Annotated in this window: 15 protein-coding genes; 7 read left to right on the top strand and 8 right to left on the bottom strand. The window is 72.3% G+C overall.

Annotated elements, in window-relative coordinates; genetic code table 11:
- Positions 1-58: 58 nt before the first annotated feature.
- Both ACFV9W_RS19570 and ACFV9W_RS19565 read left to right on the top strand, forming a co-directional pair.
- Positions 59-319 carry a hypothetical protein gene (locus tag ACFV9W_RS19570; RefSeq protein WP_385762454.1) on the top strand — a complete coding sequence of 87 codons (261 nt, stop codon included), beginning with the start codon at positions 59-61 and terminating at the stop codon, positions 317-319.
- Positions 320-456: 137 nt separating this feature from the next.
- Positions 457-1,608, top strand: coding sequence for an NlpC/P60 family protein (locus ACFV9W_RS19565; RefSeq protein WP_385762452.1), 1,152 nt, complete (start codon positions 457-459; stop codon positions 1,606-1,608).
- 24 nt (positions 1,609-1,632) lie between these two features.
- Here the strand turns inward: ACFV9W_RS19565 and ACFV9W_RS19560 are convergent, their stop codons facing one another.
- Positions 1,633-2,415 (bottom strand): SDR family NAD(P)-dependent oxidoreductase, encoded by a 783-nt coding sequence (locus ACFV9W_RS19560; protein WP_385762450.1) that lies wholly within the window; start codon positions 2,413-2,415, stop codon positions 1,633-1,635.
- Positions 2,416-2,560: 145 nt separating this feature from the next.
- On the opposite strand from ACFV9W_RS19560, the gene ACFV9W_RS19555 reads away from it, so the two are divergent.
- Positions 2,561-3,142, top strand: coding sequence for a TetR/AcrR family transcriptional regulator (locus ACFV9W_RS19555; RefSeq protein WP_385762448.1), 582 nt, complete (start codon positions 2,561-2,563; stop codon positions 3,140-3,142).
- Positions 3,143-3,764: 622 nt separating this feature from the next.
- On the opposite strand, the gene ACFV9W_RS19550 is transcribed toward ACFV9W_RS19555, so the two are convergent.
- The 5 genes from ACFV9W_RS19550 to ACFV9W_RS19530 form a co-directional block, all read right to left on the bottom strand.
- The gene (locus ACFV9W_RS19550; RefSeq protein WP_385762446.1) at positions 3,765-5,018 is read right to left on the bottom strand and encodes a styrene monooxygenase/indole monooxygenase family protein; all 1,254 of its coding nucleotides are present in this window, start codon (positions 5,016-5,018) and stop codon (positions 3,765-3,767) included.
- A 77-nt stretch (positions 5,019-5,095) separates the two neighbouring features.
- Positions 5,096-5,686 carry an ATP/GTP-binding protein gene (locus ACFV9W_RS19545; protein WP_385762663.1) on the bottom strand — a complete coding sequence of 197 codons (591 nt, stop codon included), beginning with the start codon at positions 5,684-5,686 and terminating at the stop codon, positions 5,096-5,098.
- A 19-nt stretch (positions 5,687-5,705) separates the two neighbouring features.
- Positions 5,706-6,179, bottom strand: coding sequence for a DUF742 domain-containing protein (locus ACFV9W_RS19540; RefSeq protein WP_385762444.1), 474 nt, complete (start codon positions 6,177-6,179; stop codon positions 5,706-5,708).
- Complete coding sequence (locus ACFV9W_RS19535; RefSeq protein WP_385762442.1) at positions 6,176-6,643, bottom strand: roadblock/LC7 domain-containing protein; 468 nt, start codon at positions 6,641-6,643, stop codon at positions 6,176-6,178. The genes ACFV9W_RS19540 and ACFV9W_RS19535 overlap by 4 nt, the downstream gene beginning before the upstream one ends.
- Positions 6,644-6,678: 35 nt before the next feature.
- Positions 6,679-9,474 carry a nitrate- and nitrite sensing domain-containing protein gene (locus ACFV9W_RS19530; RefSeq protein WP_385762440.1) on the bottom strand — a complete coding sequence of 932 codons (2,796 nt, stop codon included), beginning with the start codon at positions 9,472-9,474 and terminating at the stop codon, positions 6,679-6,681.
- Between the two features lie 391 nt (positions 9,475-9,865).
- On the opposite strand from ACFV9W_RS19530, the gene ACFV9W_RS19525 reads away from it, so the two are divergent.
- Entirely contained in the window at positions 9,866-10,654 is a 789-nt protein-coding gene (locus ACFV9W_RS19525; protein ID WP_385762661.1) for a protein phosphatase 2C domain-containing protein, read from the top strand.
- Positions 10,655-10,670: 16 nt separating this feature from the next.
- On the opposite strand, the gene ACFV9W_RS19520 is transcribed toward ACFV9W_RS19525, so the two are convergent.
- Positions 10,671-11,171 (bottom strand): MarR family winged helix-turn-helix transcriptional regulator, encoded by a 501-nt coding sequence (locus tag ACFV9W_RS19520; protein WP_385762438.1) that lies wholly within the window; start codon positions 11,169-11,171, stop codon positions 10,671-10,673.
- Between the two features lie 212 nt (positions 11,172-11,383).
- Here ACFV9W_RS19520 and ACFV9W_RS19515 point away from each other — a divergent pair, with 212 nt between their 5' ends.
- The 3 genes from ACFV9W_RS19515 to ACFV9W_RS19505 all read left to right on the top strand — a co-directional run bounded on the left by ACFV9W_RS19515 (position 11,384) and on the right by ACFV9W_RS19505 (position 13,781).
- Entirely contained in the window at positions 11,384-12,223 is an 840-nt protein-coding gene (locus ACFV9W_RS19515) for a lysozyme (protein ID WP_385762436.1), read from the top strand.
- Positions 12,224-12,355: 132 nt separating this feature from the next.
- Positions 12,356-12,940 (top strand): TetR/AcrR family transcriptional regulator, encoded by a 585-nt coding sequence (locus ACFV9W_RS19510; protein ID WP_385762434.1) that lies wholly within the window; start codon positions 12,356-12,358, stop codon positions 12,938-12,940.
- Positions 12,941-13,016: 76 nt separating this feature from the next.
- Entirely contained in the window at positions 13,017-13,781 is a 765-nt protein-coding gene (locus tag ACFV9W_RS19505) for an SDR family NAD(P)-dependent oxidoreductase (protein ID WP_385762432.1), read from the top strand.
- A gap of 55 nt (positions 13,782-13,836) precedes the next feature.
- Here ACFV9W_RS19505 and lon read toward each other — a convergent pair whose 3' ends face one another.
- The gene (gene lon, locus ACFV9W_RS19500; protein ID WP_385762430.1) at positions 13,837-16,257 is read right to left on the bottom strand and encodes an endopeptidase La; all 2,421 of its coding nucleotides are present in this window, start codon (positions 16,255-16,257) and stop codon (positions 13,837-13,839) included.
- Positions 16,258-16,364: the final 107 nt, after the last annotated feature.

Below are 16,364 nucleotides of genomic sequence, written 5' to 3'. Positions count from 1 at the left end.
TGCACCGCATGGCCGCTGTGGGTGATGGCTGTGCGGCGCTCTGCGTGACACTGGTGGCGTGAAGAGCGAAGAGATCCCCTTTGTCGGCGGGCCCCTCGACGGGCGGACGCTGCCCGTGTACGTGACCGCCACCGGGAATCCGCCCAAGGTGTACAAGGTTCCGGTGCCGGACGCCGTGCTCGTGTACGTACGGGAGGCCGCGCCCAGCGGGAAGCGGGTACGGCTCGTGGCGAAGTGGCGGTACGTGTTCGCGCCGGACGGGAACACCGGGCGGACGGTCAGGTGGCCGTGGTCGAGGAACCGGTCGCCGGAGGCGTAAAGGCGGCTCGCCGGGCGGGCACCGGACGGGTGGTGGGGTTGCGCCGAAGCGAGCAGCCCGGCGGGTGGGCGGGCCGCGCTTCTGTTGATGTTCACGGTGCGGGGCACAGAGGTTGTCCCCGCACCGGAGGTGATCAGGTGTCAGGCAGGCTGGTGCGGTGGGTGTGCACCGCGGCCGTCACGGGCGCGCTGCTCGCGCCGCTGCCCGCGGGCGCGGTACCGCGCCCCGAGCCGCGGCCGGACCCCGGCGGGACGCGCTCCGTCGCCGACCTCCTCTCGGACCTCCAACGCCTGTACCAGGACGCCGAGGCGGCCACGGAGACGTACAACGCGACGGAGGAGGAGCTGAAGAAGCGCCGCAAGGACGCGGACGGGCTCGCGAAGAAACTGGTTGCCGCGCGGTCGTCGCTGCACGGCAGCCGGACCGACGCCGGGCGGCTCGCGCGCGAGCAGTACCAGGGACGCAGCGCGTTCTCCCCGTACCTGCGGCTGCTCCTCGCACGCGATCCGCAGCGGGCGCTCGAAGAGGGCCACGTGCTGCGGCGGGCCGCGCGTGAGCGGCAGGCCACGGTCGAGCGGCTCACGGGCCGGGAGAAGAAGGCCGACGCCCTGGCGACGAAGGCGCGGGGCGCGCTGGACAAGCAGTTGCGGCTCGCGGAGCGGCAGAAGAAGGAACGGGACGCCGTACAGGACCGGTTGAAGGAGGTCGAGCAGCTGCTCGCCTCCCTCACCGCCGACCAACTCGCGGACGTGGCACGCCTGGAGGCGCAAGGGACGACGCGGGCGCAGGAGGCGTTCATGGCGTCCGGTGCGCTGAGCTCGACGGGCCGGGCGCCGTCGGCGGCGGGCGACGAGGCGCTCTCCTACGCCGTCCGGCAGATCGGGAAACCGTACGTGTGGGGGGCGGAAGGGCCGGACTCCTTCGACTGCTCGGGCCTCACGTCGCAGGCGTGGGCGCATGCGGGGCGGGCCGTCCCCCGGACCTCCCAGGAACAGTGGGCCTCGCTGCCACGCGTCCCCATGTCGGAGCTGCGCCCCGGCGACCTGGTCGTCTACTTCCCCAAGGCCACGCACGTGGCGATGTACCTCGGCGACGGCATGGTGGTCCAGGCCCCCCGCCCCGGCACCAAGGTCAAGGTCTCCCCCATCGCCGCCAACCCCCTCCTCGGCGCGGTCCGCCCGGACCGGGACGCCCCGGCGATGTCCGGGTACCGGGCTCCGGTGCTGCCGGAGGGGGCGGGGGCGGGGGACGATGCGGGGTATGGGGCGGCGGGGGCGCCGGGGCGGTAGCGGGAGTGGTCACGGGGCCGATGGCTAGGCCGTCTTGACCGCGCCGCCGTCGATGAGGTGATCGGTACCGGTGGTCGCCGCGGCACGCGGTGATGCGAGGTAGGCGACGAGCGTCGCGACCTCGTCGGGCTCGACGAGCCGCTCGATGAGCATGCCGGTCGCCCCGGGCAACCCGGCGAGAAGATCCGCGCGGGGCACCCCCAGGGCGGCGGCGAGCCCGGCACCGTAACCGCTCGGGCTCTCCCACATGTCGGTGCGGACCGGCCCCGGCGAGACCGTGTTCACCCGAACCCCTCGTGGGCCGAACTCCTCGGCCAGGGCCTTGCCGAGGGCGGTCAGGGCCGCCTTGGCGGTGGTGTACGCGACGGGGCCGCTGTGCGGGACACGGGCACCCATCGAGGACACGTTGACCACCGAACCCCGGGCCGCCGTCAGCGCGGGCAGCGCGGCGCGCGTGACGCGGACGGTGGCGAGGAAGTTCAGGTCCAGCACCTGCGCCCACTGCGCGTCGGTCAGGTCCAGGAACCCGCCGTCGAGGCCGCCGTCGCCCCCTCCGACGTTGTTGACCAGGATGTCGAGGCCACCCAGCTCGGCTACGGCCTCCGTGACCAGGCGCTCTGCCGAGGCGGGGTCGGACAGGTCGACGGCCACCGACTTCGCCCCGGCCGCGGCCAGTTCCGGGGTGGGATTGCGGGCGGCGGCGACGACGCGCACGCCCTCCGCGGCCAGGGCCTGGACGACGGCCAGCCCGATTCCCCGGCTGGCCCCGGTGACCAGGGCGGTCTTGCCGTTCAACTGCAGGTCCATGGTGCCCCTCCACGTCTGGACGCATCACTCTTGACGCACAGAACGTACGACATGCAACACAGATGTCGCAACTAGTTGGCGAGTTGCCGCACTGCCGTACCCTGGATCGATCGTCGACCAGTCGATCAGTCGTAAGGAACCGGCCATGGCGCTGCCCGCCTCACCGAAACCGCTGCGCGCGGACACCGAACGGACGGTGCGCGCCATCCTGGAAGCCGCCGAGCGGGTGCTTTCCGCCAACCCGGCGGCCACGATGGAGCAGATCGCGGAGGCCGCCGGGGTCGCGCGCACCACCGTGCATCGGCGGTTCGCGTCCCGGGAGGCGTTGATCGCGGCGTTGGCCGCGTGGGCGACGCAGCAGTTCCACGAGGCGGTGGAGGCGGCGCGGCCGCAAACCTCGCCGCCCGCGGTCGCGCTCTACCAGGTCACCGCGAACGTGCTGCGCGTGAAGATCGGTTGGGGCTTCGCCATGGGGGCGCTGCCCACGGACGCGCCCGAGGTCGCCCGGGTCCACGCCGATGTGCTGGACCAGTGCGCGCGGCTGTTCGTACGGCTCCGCGACGCCGGGGTCCTCCGACCGGACACCGACCTGGACTGGACCCGGCGCGTCTACTACGCCCTCATCCACGAGGCGGCCGGCCAGACCCCGGACACGGACGCGGCCCTCGACGCCCTCGCCACGCGCGTCGTCGACACCTTGCTGCACGGCTTCGGCACGCCCGCCTGACACCGCGACCAGTCACCAACCGGCCGGCCGGGGCAGGGCGCGGCCGGCCGGCCCACGCCGGACCGAAGCCCCCGGAGGGGGCGGGGGGTGGGAGACGACCGGGGGAACGCGCGACGCGGGCAACCGGAGCGAACGGCGGGGCCGACGCCCGGCGTAACCGTCACGCCGCACGCGGGCGGACGGGCGAGCAGGGCGTACCGCTGGGGCCGGCGCGCCTCGGCACAGAGGCGTACCGCTCGGCGCGGCGCACCTCGGCGCTAGGACTTACCGCTAGGGGCGGCGCACCTCGACGCAGGGGCGTATCGCTGAGGGCGGTGCACCTCGGTGCGGGCGTGGCGCCTCGGTGCGGGCGTGGGCGCAGCAGGTCAGGGGCCTCAACCAGACCGCGCCGCGCAGCACCCCCACCACGCCGGGCCGAAGCCCCCGGAGGGGGCGGGTGGTGGGAGACGACCGGGGAAAAGCGCGCCACGGGCGGCCGGAGCGAACGGCCGGGCCGACGCCCCGGGAAACCGGCACGCCACAAGCGGGCGGCCCGGCGGACGGGCAAGCAGGGCGTGCCGCTAGCGCCGCGCGCGCCGCGGGTGACCGGGGCGAGCCGCCGAGTCGGCGGCCCGCGGCGGAGCTACGACGTCAAGGAGTCCAGGTACGCCTGGGTCTTGGCCGGCTCGTAGAAGAAGTTCTCGAAGTCGGACGGGTCGTTGAAGCCGTTGGCGAAGCGGTCGGCCACCGGCTGGAGCTGGCCGCCCGCGCCGATCAGGTTGAGGACGTGCTCCGGCGGAGCCTGCAGCATCGTGTTCGTCCACTTCGTGACGTGCTGCGCCGTCTCCCAGTACCGGTCGAACGCCGACTGCATCCACTCCTCGTCGAACGGCTTGTCACCGTGCGAGACGATCGAGTCGAGGTACGACGCCGCGCACTTGGACGCCGAGTTGGAGCCCTGCCCGGTGATCGGGTCGTTCGCGACGACGACGTCCGCGACGCCGAGCACCGCGCCGCCCGAGGGCAGCCGGCCGATGGGGTTGCGCACGGTCGGGGCATAGCGGCCCGCCAACGTACCGTTCGCGTCCGTGAGTTCGACCTTCGTGGCGCGCGCGTACTCCCACGGCGTGAACTTCTCCATCAGCTCCAGCGTGAGCGCCAGGTGCTCGGAGGGGTCCTTGATGCCCTTGAACGCGTCCAGCGGACCGCCGGGGATGCCCTCCCAGAAGAGGATGTCGGCGCGGCCGGACGTGGTGAGCGTGGGCATCACGAAGAGCTCGCCGACACCCGGCACCAGGTTGCAGCGCACCGCGTCGAAGTCCGGGTGCTCGGGGCGCACGCCCATGCCGTGGACGTAGGCGACAGCCAGCGCCCGCTGCGGCTCGGTGTAGGGGGACTTCTCGGCGTCCCGGCCGAACATCGAGACCAGCTCGCCCTTGCCGGCGGAGACCAGCACCAGGTCGTACGTACGCGAGAAGTAGTCGAGGTCGGAGACCGCCGCACCGTGGATGACGAGCTGCCCGCCGCGCTGCGCGAACGTCTCCATCCAGCCGGCCATCTTCACGCGCTGGTCGACGGACTGCGCGAAGCCGTCGAGCCTGCCCACCCAGTCGATGGCGCGCTGCGTCGGACCCGGGTCGTGCGAGCCCGGCGCGGCGACCGAGACGCCGAGGCCCTCGATCCGCGGGGCCTGCGACTCCCAGAAGTTCAGCTGCAGGTCACGCTCGTGCTGAAGCGCCGTGTGGAACATGCACTGCGTCGACATGACCCGCCCGGAACGGATCTCGTCGGCGGTGCGGTTGGACATCAGGGTGACCTCGTACCCCTGGGTCTGCAGGCCGAGGGCGAGCTGGAGGCCGGACTGACCGGCTCCCACGACGAGTATCTTCCGCGACATATGAGACTGCCTTAACTGCCGTAACTAATGTGTGGGGGGCGGGACTTGACCACTATGCGGGCACGGGGCCTGCGCGACTACTCGGGGGTCGCGTCCAGGGCGTGGCCGACCAGCGCGAGGAGCGTCTCGATCGCCGCGATGCGGCGCCGCGCGTCCATGATCAGCACCGGCACGTGCGGCGGCACGGTGAGCGCCTCCCGTACGTCGTCGGGCGCGAACTCCTCCGTGTCGTCGAAGTGGTTGACGGCCACGACGTACGGAAGTCCGCAGCTCTCGAAGTAGTCGAGCGCGGGGAAGCAGTCCTTCAGGCGGCGGGTGTCGGCGAGCACGACCGCACCGATCGCGCCGCGCACCAGGTCGTCCCACATGAACCAGAACCGCTGCTGACCCGGCGTGCCGAACAGGTACAGGACCAGGTCGTCGTCGAGCGTGATGCGGCCGAAGTCCATGGCGACCGTGGTCGTCGACTTGCCGGGCGTCGCGGTGAGGTCGTCGGTCTCCTCGCTCGCCTGCGTCATCAGCGCCTCGGTCTCGAGGGGCTGGATCTCCGACACGGCGGACACCAGGGTCGTCTTGCCGACACCGAAACCACCCGCCACGATGATCTTCGTGGCGACCGGGGCCCGGGTTCTGTCGGTCTGCCAGGCCTGCAACTGCTCGTCTTCCATGGGCAGTTCGCCGAGCAGTTCAGAGGCGGCGGAGTCCACTCAACACCCTTTCGAGGAGTGCCCGGTCCGGCTGTCCGGGGCCGTGGCCTGTTCCGTATACACGGATCTTTCCCTGGTCGGCGAGGTCGCTGAGCAGCACACGCACCACGCCGAGCGGCATCTTGAGCAGCGCGGCGATCTCCGCGACCGTGCGCATGCGGCGGCACAGCGCGACGATGGCCCGCATCTCCGGCATGATGCCGGCGAGCCCGCCCTTGCCCAGCTCGGGGCGCTCTTCGGGCCCCTCGATCGCCTCCGTGCTGGAGATGAACGTCTCCACGAGCAGCACATGGCCGAAGCGGGTGCGGCCACCGGTCAGCGAGTAGGGGCGTACGCGGGCGGGCCTGCGGTCGCCGCCGCGCACGGGGAGCCTGCTCGCGCCGTAGGCCCTGCTCGTGCCGTTCGTACTGTGGCCGTTCGTACTGTGGGCACTGCCTGAGGTGCCGGGGGTCATCGGGTGGCCTCCATCGACTGGCGCAGTTCGCTGCGGAGTTCGGGCGTCAGGACGTGCCCGGCACGGCCGACGAAGAGCGCCATGTGGTACGCGATGACGCCCATGTCGCAGTCCGCGGAGGCGTGCACGCCGAGCAGGGAGCCGTCGCTGATCGACATGACGAAGAGGCTTCCCTCGTCCATCGCGACCATCGTCTGCTTGATGCCTCCGCCGTCCATCAGCTTGGCGGCGCCGATGGTCAGCGAACCGAGTCCGGCCACGATGGCGGCCAGATCGGCGCTGGACCCTTTGGGGCCTTTGCTCGCGTCGGTCGCCGGGGCCGCGTCGTGCCGACCCGGGTCGGAGGAGAGCAGGAGCAGCCCGTCGGACGAGACGACGGCGACGGACTGGAGTGCTGGCACCTCCTCGACCAGATCGGTGAGCAGCCAGTGCAGGTTTCGTGCCTCGCTACTGAGACCGTTCATTCCCTTTTGTCCGTTGAGTGCAGGGGTGGGCGCAGTCAACTGCTTGCCTCCTCGGCTGTGTCCCCCTCGGCTTCACTTCTACGTCCAGGGTTTTCTGCGAGCTCCGCCGTCACGTCACGGCGGCCCGCGGTGGCGCCGCGGTGGAATCCGCCGAGCTTGCGGCGCAGCGCTTCCGCGTCCACGGAGCCGGTGCGCGGCTTCGGGGCGGCGGCGGGAGCGGCCACCTTCGGGGTGCGCTTGGGCAGCCCCTTGGCGGTGACGCGCTCGGCCGGTTCGGGCTCGGGCGCGGGCTCCGGTGTGGGCTCCGTTGCCGGCTGCGGGTCGAGCGGCTGGTCGAGCTGCTCGGGGTGTCCGGCGGGCCCGTCGTGCTCGTCGCGCGGCGCGCGCGGGTGCGGGACCTCGGCGACGGGCTCGGGGAACGGCTCGGGCTCCGGGGCCGGGGCCGGCTGGGGCTCGGGCTCCGGCGGCACCGGCGCGCCCAGCGCCATGGTCGTCTCGGCGGGAGCCTCGAACGGGGCCTCCGCGGCGAACTCCGCAGGCGCCTCGGCGGACTCGCGGACCGCCTGCTCGGCCGCCTCGATCAGCGGGTCACCGGACACCGGAAGCTCGTGCTCCGGCTCCGTACGCCCGTACAGCTCATTGGAGTTGGCCTCCGCCTCGGAGCCCGCGAGGCGTACCGCGGGCGCGGCGCCCGGCACCAGGACGGCGGGCGGCACCGAGGCCGCGGGCGCGGCGGCGAAGAGCGAGGCGGGCAGCACGGCGACCGCCGCGACACCGCCCTGCTTCTGCTCGCGCAGCCGGACGCGCACCCCGTGCCGCACGGCGAGCCGCGCGACGACGTAGAGGCCGAGCCCGAACCCGTCGACGTCCTCCGGGTCGTGCGCCTCCTCGGCGGTGAACGACGAGAGCCGCGTGTTCAGCTCGCTCATCCGGTCGTCGGTCATCCCTATGCCCTCGTCCTGGACGGAGAGCATGACCGAGCCGCTCTCCAGGAGCCAGCCGGAGACCTCGACGGAGGCGTCCGGCGGCGAGAACGACGTGGCGTTCTCCAGGAGTTCGGCGATGAGGTGGCTGAGGTCGTCGGCGGCGAATCCGGCGATGTGCGCGTGCGGCGGCAGCGCGGCGATCCGCACCCGCTCGTAGCGCTCGATCTCGGAGACGGCGGCGCGCACCATGTCGACGAGGGCCACGGAGCCGCCGTGCTGCGGCCCGCGCTCGGTGCCCGCGAGGACCAGGAGGTTCTCGCTGTGCCGCCGCATGACGGTGGCGGAGTGGTCGAGCTTGTAGAGCGTGGCGAGCCGGTCCGGGTCCTGCTCACGCTCCTCCAGGCCCTCGATGATGCCCAGTTGGCGCTCGACGAGGCCGAGCGTGCGCAGCGCGAGGTTGACGAACGTCCCGTGGATCGAGTGCTTGACCCGGTCCAGCTTGCGGGCCGTCTCGGCGAGTTCGCCGCGCAGCTGGTCCCGCTCGTCGGCCATCCGCTGGCGCTCGCCGACGAGGTGCTTGCGGTCGGACTCCAGGGTGCCGATGCGGCCGTGCAGGGACACGGCGTGCGCGTGCAGGGCGTTGATCGAGTCGACGACCTGGGCGAACTCGTCGTTGCGGCCCTTGTACTTGACCGGTTCCTCGGCGGCCGGATCGCCCGCGACGCGCGCGGAACCGATGCGCAGCGCGGCGAGCGGGTGGGTCAGCGAGCGGGCCGTCGCCATGGCCACACCGACGGCGGCGAGCAGGCAGAGGCCGACGAGCGCGATCCGGATCTCCAGCGCCGTCACGTCGTCGTCGCGAAGCTGCTCGAGGCGCTTGACCCGCTGGTCCCCGAGCGCGGCCTCGGCGCCCCGCATCAGGTCGATCCGGGCGGTGAGGGCGTCCTCGACGCTCTTCGGGTTGTAGCGCAGCTCGCTCGCGCTCAGCGTGGGGGCGTCGGCGAGATGCTTCAGATACGCCTCGGCGCGCGTGACGTCCGGGCCCGTGACCGTGGAGTCGTACCCATTGACGGCCTTGGTCGTCCCCGAGTCGTGGAAGTCGTCGAGCGCGGCCTGCTCGCGGACCCGGGCCCGCTGGCCCGCCGCACTGAGCGCGTCGCGCTGGCCGTCGGCGGCGGACCGGCCCACGACCGGTTCGCGCAGGCCGGTCGCCGGGTTGACCTGCGTCGCCGTGGAGCTGGGTACGGCGAGCGCGGCGAGCAGCAGGCCGCGCGCGGCGGACGCCTGCTCGACGGCGCGGTCCAGGTCGGCGAGGGCGTACGCCCCCGATCCCGCGCGCACGGGTATGCGCTCGGCCAGGTCCTCGGCGCGCGCGTGCAGTTCACCGATGGAGCGGGAGTACGCGGTGTGCGCCTCCAGGGCCGATCCCTTGCCGGTGAGGGCGGAGCGGCGCACGGCGGCGACGTCGTCGAGGGTGCCGCGCAGCGCGGCGGGCGCCTCCACGCGCAGCTCGTCGACCTGGCGGTCGACGCGGGCCCCGCGCTCCTCGCTCAGGCCCGCGCCCTTGGGGCGGCCGGCCGCGATGAAACGGGTGACCTCGTCCCGCTCGTCGGCGAGCGCGTGCGAGAGGGCGAGCGAGCGCTGTGTCTGCTGGGCGTCGTCGACGAGGGTCTGCGATTCGCCCACGCGGTCGGAGGCGCCGACGATCACCGGCGCCCCGGCGCCGACGACGGCGGCGGCGACCACGGCCACCGCCACGATCAAGCGGCTGCGGACCCGGGTGCGCTTGCCCCGGCCGGAACCCGTGCGGCTCACCTCGGGCGCCTGGCCCGGTGCGACATCACCCGACACACCAAGACCACTGGCTCCATTACCGCCGGAGGTGTTCCCCACTGATGCTCGCATTCCTGATTCGTCCTACCCCATGGGCCCGGATGACGCTGCGTCAACACCCCGTGACCCTCTGGCCTGGCCCCTGACCCTTCCAGTGCCGGTGAGCAGGGGGCGCCCATCACCTCGCCCGCCACCCGAAGGAGTGAACATCGAGCGGGAGTTGGGGAGCAAGTTCCCGTGCGGCGGTCACCCTCCGTCAACGGCGCGCGGGTTGGACGTCTTCGGCGGCCTTTGGCAGGATGCCCCGCCACACCCCCGACGGAAGTGATCATTCCGTGCAAACCCGGCGCTCAGCGCGGCTTTTGGGGCCGCCGCCCGATCTCCACAGAATCCATACGGAACGGCTCGCCCCAACTCCCGGCGCCCCACCGCTCCGTGAGGACGGCTCATGCAGACTGACCGCATGCGCATCGAACTGACCACCGAGCCGGGCGCCGTCGAGCGGCCGAACGAGGACTACGTATCGGTGGCCGCACCGGCCGCGGGGCACGGTGGATCACTGGTCGTACTCGACGGGGTCACTCCCCCGGCCACCGGCGACGGCTGCCGGCACTCCGTCCCCTGGTTCGCCGCCCGCCTCGGCGGCGCGCTGGCCGAACTGTCCGTTTCGCGCCGGGACATGAGCCTGGCCGAGACGCTCGCCGCCGCGATCACGCGGACCGCGGACGCCCACCGGGACACCTGTGACCTTTCTCACCCGCGCACCCCGCAGGCGACCGTCGTGCTCGCCCGCTGGGACGCGGAGCGGGTGGAGCATCTGGTGCTCTCCGACTCGGCGTTGCTCGTCGAGGCGCCCGACGGGACGGTCACGCCGCTGCTCGACGACCGCCTCGACCGGGTCCCCCGCGCCAACCTCGTCTCGAACGAGGTGGCCGACGCCACGGTGCGCAACAAGGAGGGCGGCTTCTTCACGGCCGCCGCGGACCCGTCGGTGGCGGCACGTGCGGTGACCGGCACGCTCCCCCGCGGTGAGGTGCGGGCGCTCGCCGCGATGACGGACGGCGTGACGCGCTGGGTGGAGAAGTTCCACGAGGGCGACTGGACGGATCTGTTCACCCTCGTGCGCAAGGAGGGCCCGGAGGCCGCGGTGTCCCGGGTCCGCGCCCTGGAGGACGCGGACGCCGGCACCCGTACGTATCTGCGCCGCGCCAAGACCCACGACGACGCGACGGTGGCGTACGTGGAGCTGTGACCGCTTTCCGGCGGACCTATTCGGCCCCGGCGTTCAACTGGTGCAACAGCCTCGCCAGTTCCGCCACCTCACGCCGGTCCCACCCGTCCAGCTGCCGCACGTACCGCATCCGCCGCGCGTCCCTGACCCGCCGGAAGTTCTCGCGCCCGTACTCGGTGAGCGAGATCAGCCACGCCCGGCCGTCCGCGGGATCCGGCTCACGGTCGACGAAGCCCAGCTCCTCCAGGGCCCGCAGCTGGCGGCTCATCGTCGCCTTGCCGACACCGATGTACCCGGCGAGCTCGGTGGCCCGCTGCGCCCCGCACTCCGCCAGGCGGACGAGCAGCCCGTACGCGGCCGGCTCCAGGTCGGGGTGGACCTCGCGGGCCATCTCGCCGGAATTGGCCCGGGCCCGGCGCAGGAAGACGGTCAGCTCGCGTTCCAGGGCGAGGAACTCGCCGTCCACAGCCGTCGGCGCGGAGGCGGTTCGCGGTTCGGATTCCGCGCTCCGCCGCCCGCCTTTTCCGTCTTCGCGCACGTCAGCACCTCTGAAAGTTTTCGCCCATCACGGTCATCACCGCAGTTCCGTCAGTATTTCGCAGGAGTAGACCAACGGCACACACCGGCCCCTCTTCCCACCCCCGCATCTACATGCGTAGAGTTTTTTCACTGCCCATTCGCGGCATGTACACACCATCAAGCGCACCGGCGCCACCGCACGTCACCCCACGTCGTTCTCGGAGGCCGCTCATGCCCGTGCACAGACCTGTCCCCGCCCGTCGCAGACGCAGCACCCGGCTGGGAATCACCGGCACCCTGCTCGCCGCGCTCTCCCTCCTCCTCGCCCTCCCCGGCCCGGCGCAGGCCGCCGATACGCCGGCCCGCGGCGAGGCCCACATGGGCATGGGGGTCGCCGAGCACGACGGCGTCGGCTCCCTGCCGCCCGGCGGGGGCACCTCCGCCACCCAGACCGAAGGCGTCGACGTCTCCAGCCACCAGGGCAACGTCGCCTGGTCGACCCTCTGGAACAGCGGCGTGCGCTGGGCCTACGTCAAGGCCACCGAAGGCACGTACTACAAGAACCCGTACTTCGCGCAGCAGTACAACGGCTCGTACAACGTGGGCATGGTCCGCGGTGCCTACCACTTCGCGACCCCCGACACCACGAGCGGCGCCACGCAGGCCAACTACTTCGTGGACAACGGCGGCGGCTGGTCCAGGGACGGCAAGACGCTGCCGGGCGCGCTCGACATCGAGTGGAACCCGTACGGCGCCGCCTGCTACGGCAAGACGCAGAGCGGCATGGTGACCTGGATCCGAGACTTCCTGAACCAGTACAAGGCCCGCACGGGCCGCGACGCCGTCATCTACACGGCGACCAGCTGGTGGACCCAGTGCACGGGTAACTACGGCGGATTCGCCGCCAACAACCCGCTGTGGATCGCGCGGTACGCCTCCACCGTCGGCACGCTCCCGGCCGGCTGGAGCTACTACACGATGTGGCAGTACACGTCGTCGGGCCCGACGGTCGGCGACCACAACAAGTTCAACGGCGCCCTCGACCGCGTCGTGGCGCTCGCCAACGGCTGAGCACATTCGAGCCCGCCTTTCCGACGAGAGTCGCCGGGGCCCGGGGCACCGCCCCGGGCCCCGGTCCTGTTCGACCGCTCACTTCAGCGCCGCAAATTGACCGACCGTTCCAGTAAGCCCTACAGTCCCACCGTGGCCAGAACCAAGGAATTCGATCCGGACGCCGCTCTTCAGTCAGCCCTGGAGCTGTTCTGGCTGCGCGGCTACGAGGCGACCTCGATGTCGGACCTCGTCACCCACCTCGGCATCGGGCGCGCCAGCATCTACGCCACCTTCGGCAACAAGCACGAGCTGTATCTGAAGGCGCTGGACCGGTACAGCGAGACCCACAACGCGAGCCTGCTGCACGAACTGTCCCAGCCGGGCCCCGCACTGCCCGCCGTACGCGCGCTGGTGCGACGCTTCGCCGCCGAGGCGGGCTCCCCCGACCAGCGCGCGAAGGGGTGCCTCGTCACCAACACGGCCGCCGAACTCGGCGCGCACGACGCGGCGGCGGCACGCCGGGTGGAGGCGAGCTGGGAGCACATCGAGACCCTGCTGCACTCGGCACTGGTCCGGGCCCGCGCCGAGGGCGAACTGCCCGCGGACCGCGACCCGCGCGCCCTCGCGCGGATGCTGCTCGTGCTGATGCAGGGCCTGCGCGTGGCGGGCAAGGCGTCCGACGACCCCGGCCGGACGCGGGATGCCGCCGAGCAGGCGCTGCACCTTCTGGACTGAACGACACCTCCTCCTGAGGAGGTGTCTCGCATGACCAAATAGCAGACCGATCGATCAATTAAAGGATGCCGTCAACATGACCGCACGCTTCACCGGCAAGTCCGTCCTCGTCACCGGCGCCGGCTCCGGCATCGGCCGGGCCATCGCTCTCGCCTTCGCCGCCGAAGGGGCCTCGGTGATCGCCGCCGGACGGACCGCCGCGACGCTCGACGAGACGGTCGAACTGATCCGGAAGGCGGGCGGTACGGCGGCCGCGGTCACCGCGGACATCACCCGCTCCGAAGACGTCAGGGAGCTGGTCCGCCGGACCGTCGAACTGTTCGGCAGCCTCGACGTCGCCGTCAACAACGCGGGCGTCTTCCGGGGCGGCACGCCCCTGGCCGACCTTCCCGAGGAGGACTGGCGCACCCTGCTCGACATCAACGTGACCGGTGTGTTCCTCAGCCTCCAGGCCGAGGTCGCCCGGATGCGCGAGCAGCCCACGGGCGGTGCGATCGTCAACATCGCCTCCAACCTCGGCGCGCACACCCGCACTCCGGGCGTGGCCGGCTACATCGCCACCAAGGCGGCCGTCGCCGCCCTCACCCGGGCCGCCGCCCTCGACCACATCGCCGACGGGGTCCGCATCAACGTCGTCAGCCCCGGCGCGTCCGCCACCACCATGTCGCTGAGGCCGGGCGAGACGGACGACGAGCGCGCCGCCCGGATGAAGTCCGAGTCTCCCCTGGGCCGCGTCTCCTCCACCGCGGAGATCGCGGCGGCCGTCCTCTACCTCGCTTCCCCGGACGCCGCTTCCGCCGTCGGCACCGACCTGGTCATCGACGGCGGCGACGCCGCGTAACCCATGAGCAGCGGGGCCCGGGGCCATGCCCCGGACCCCGGCCGCGCCGCAGGCCTCACGCGGCGACCGGCACCGCCGCATCCGCCGAAGCCGAGGCCGGTGTCAACGCCAGCTCCAGCACCTGCCGCACATCGTTCACCGGGTGCACCTCCAGCTTCTCCAGGACCTCCGCCGGGACGTCGTCCAGATCCGCCTCGTTCCGCTTCGGAATGATGACGGTCGTGATGCCCGCCCGGTGCGCCGCCAGGAGCTTCTGCTTGACGCCGCCGATGGGCAGCACGCGGCCGGTCAACGACACCTCACCGGTCATCGCCACATCCGTACGGACCAGGCGTCCGCTCAGCAGGGACGCCAGCGCCGTCGTCATCGTGACGCCCGCGCTCGGCCCGTCCTTCGGGACCGCGCCCGCCGGGAAGTGGATGTGCGCGCCGCGCTCCTTCAGGTCGGCGACGGGCAGTTCCAGTTCGGCGCCGTGCGAGCGCAGGAAGGAGAGCGCGATCTGCGCCGACTCCTTCATGACGTCGCCCAGCTGGCCGGTGAGGGTAAGCCCCGCCGCGCCCGTCTCCGGGTCGGCGAGCGACGCCTCCACGTACAGCACGTCGCCACCGGCTCCCGTGACCGCGAGCCCGGTCGCCACGCCCGGCACGGACGTACGCCGCTCGGCCGGGTCCTGCGCCGACTCGGGCACGTGGTGCGGCCGCCCGATGAGCGCGCGCAGATCGCCCTCGCCGACGGTGAACGGCAGCTCCCGGTCGCCGAGTTCGTGCTGCGCGGCGACCTTGCGCAGGACGCGCGTCACGGACCGCTCCAGGTTTCGTACGCCCGCCTCGCGCGTGTACTCGCCGGCGAGCTTGCGCAGCGCGTCGTCGCCGATGACGACCTCTTCGGCGGCGAGCCCGGCGCGGTCCAGCTGGCGCGGCACCAGGTGGTCGCGGGCGATGACGACCTTCTCGTCCTCGGTGTAGCCGTCGAGGCGGACCAGCTCCATGCGGTCGAGCAGGGCCTCCGGGATGGCCTCCAGTACGTTCGCCGTCGCCAGGAAGACGACGTCGCTCAGGTCGAGCTCGACCTCCAGGTAGTGGTCGCGGAAGGTGTGGTTCTGCGCGGGGTCGAGGACTTCCAGGAGCGCCGCGGCCGGGTCGCCGCGGAAGTCCGAGCCCACCTTGTCGACCTCGTCGAGGAGGACCACCGGGTTCATCGACCCGGCCTCCTTGATGGCGCGCACGATGCGGCCGGGCAGCGCACCCACGTACGTACGCCGGTGACCGCGGATCTCCGCCTCGTCCCGCACACCGCCGAGGGCGACGCGGACGAACTTACGGCCCATCGCGTGCGCCACGGACTCGCCGAGCGAGGTCTTGCCGACGCCGGGCGGGCCGACGAGCGCCAGCACGGCGCCGCCGCGCCGCCCGCCGACCACGCCGAGGCCGCGGTCCGCGCGGCGCTTGCGCACGGCCAGGTACTCGGTGATCCGCTCCTTCACGTCGTCGAGGCCCGCGTGCTCGGCGTCGAGGACGCCGCGGGCGCCCTGGATGTCGTACTCGTCCTCGGTCCGCTCGTTCCACGGGAGTTCGAGGACGGTGTCGAGCCAGGTGCGGATCCAGGAGCCCTCGGGCGACTGGTCGCTGGAGCGCTCCAGCTTCTCGACCTCCTTGAGCGCGGCCTCGCGGACCTGCTCCGGAAGGTCGGCGGCCTCCACGCGCACCCGGTAGTCGTCGGACTCCTCGGCCGCGTCCTTGGCGTCGCCGTTCAGCTCGCGCAGCTCCTTGCGCACGGCGTCGAGCTGGCGCCGCAGCAGGAACTCGCGCTGCTGCTTGTCGACGCCCTCCTGGACGTCCTTGGCGATGGACTCGGCGACGTCCTGCTCCGCGAGGTGGTCGCGCAGGTGCTGGGTGGCGAGCTTCAGGCGCTCCACCGGGTCGGCGGCCTCCAGCAGCTCGACCTTCTGGGCGGTGGTGAGGAACGGCGAGTAGCCGGAGTTGTCGGCGAGCGCGGACACGCCGTCGATCTGCTGCACGCGGTCCACGACCTGCCAGGCGCCGCGCTTCTTCAGCCAGTTCGTGGCGAGCGCCTTGTACTCCTTGACGAGTTCGGTGACGGCTCCCGGCAGCGGGTCCGGCACCTCCTCCTCGACGGTCAGGCCCTCCACCCACAGGGCGGCGCCGGGCCCGGTCGTACCGGCGCCGATGCGCACGCGGCCGACGCCGCGGATCAGCGCGCCGGGGTCGCCGTCGGCGAGGCGTCCGACCTGCTCGACGGTGCCGAGCACGCCGGTGTTCGCGTACGTGCCGTCGATCCGTGGAACAAGCAGCACCTTCGGCTTGCTGGGTCCAGTACGCGCGGCGGCCTGCGCGGCCTCCACCGCGGCTCGTACGTCGGTGTCGCTGAGGTCCAGGGGCACCACCATTCCGGGCAGCACGACCTCGTCGTCGAGGGGCAGCACGGGCAGGGTGAGCGGTGTGGACGTCGAAGCCATGATCTCCCCTTTGGCAGTCAAGTTGAGTTACATGCACTCAATGCTCGGTGACCTCCAGATGTTCCGTGACGGGCGTTCGCTGTCAGCGATCACGGCTACCGGACCCG

The organism is Streptomyces sp. NPDC059897, from assembly GCF_042730865.1.
Taxonomy (GTDB): domain Bacteria; phylum Actinomycetota; class Actinomycetes; order Streptomycetales; family Streptomycetaceae; genus Streptomyces.
This window is presented reverse-complemented; position numbering and strand designations above follow the sequence as displayed.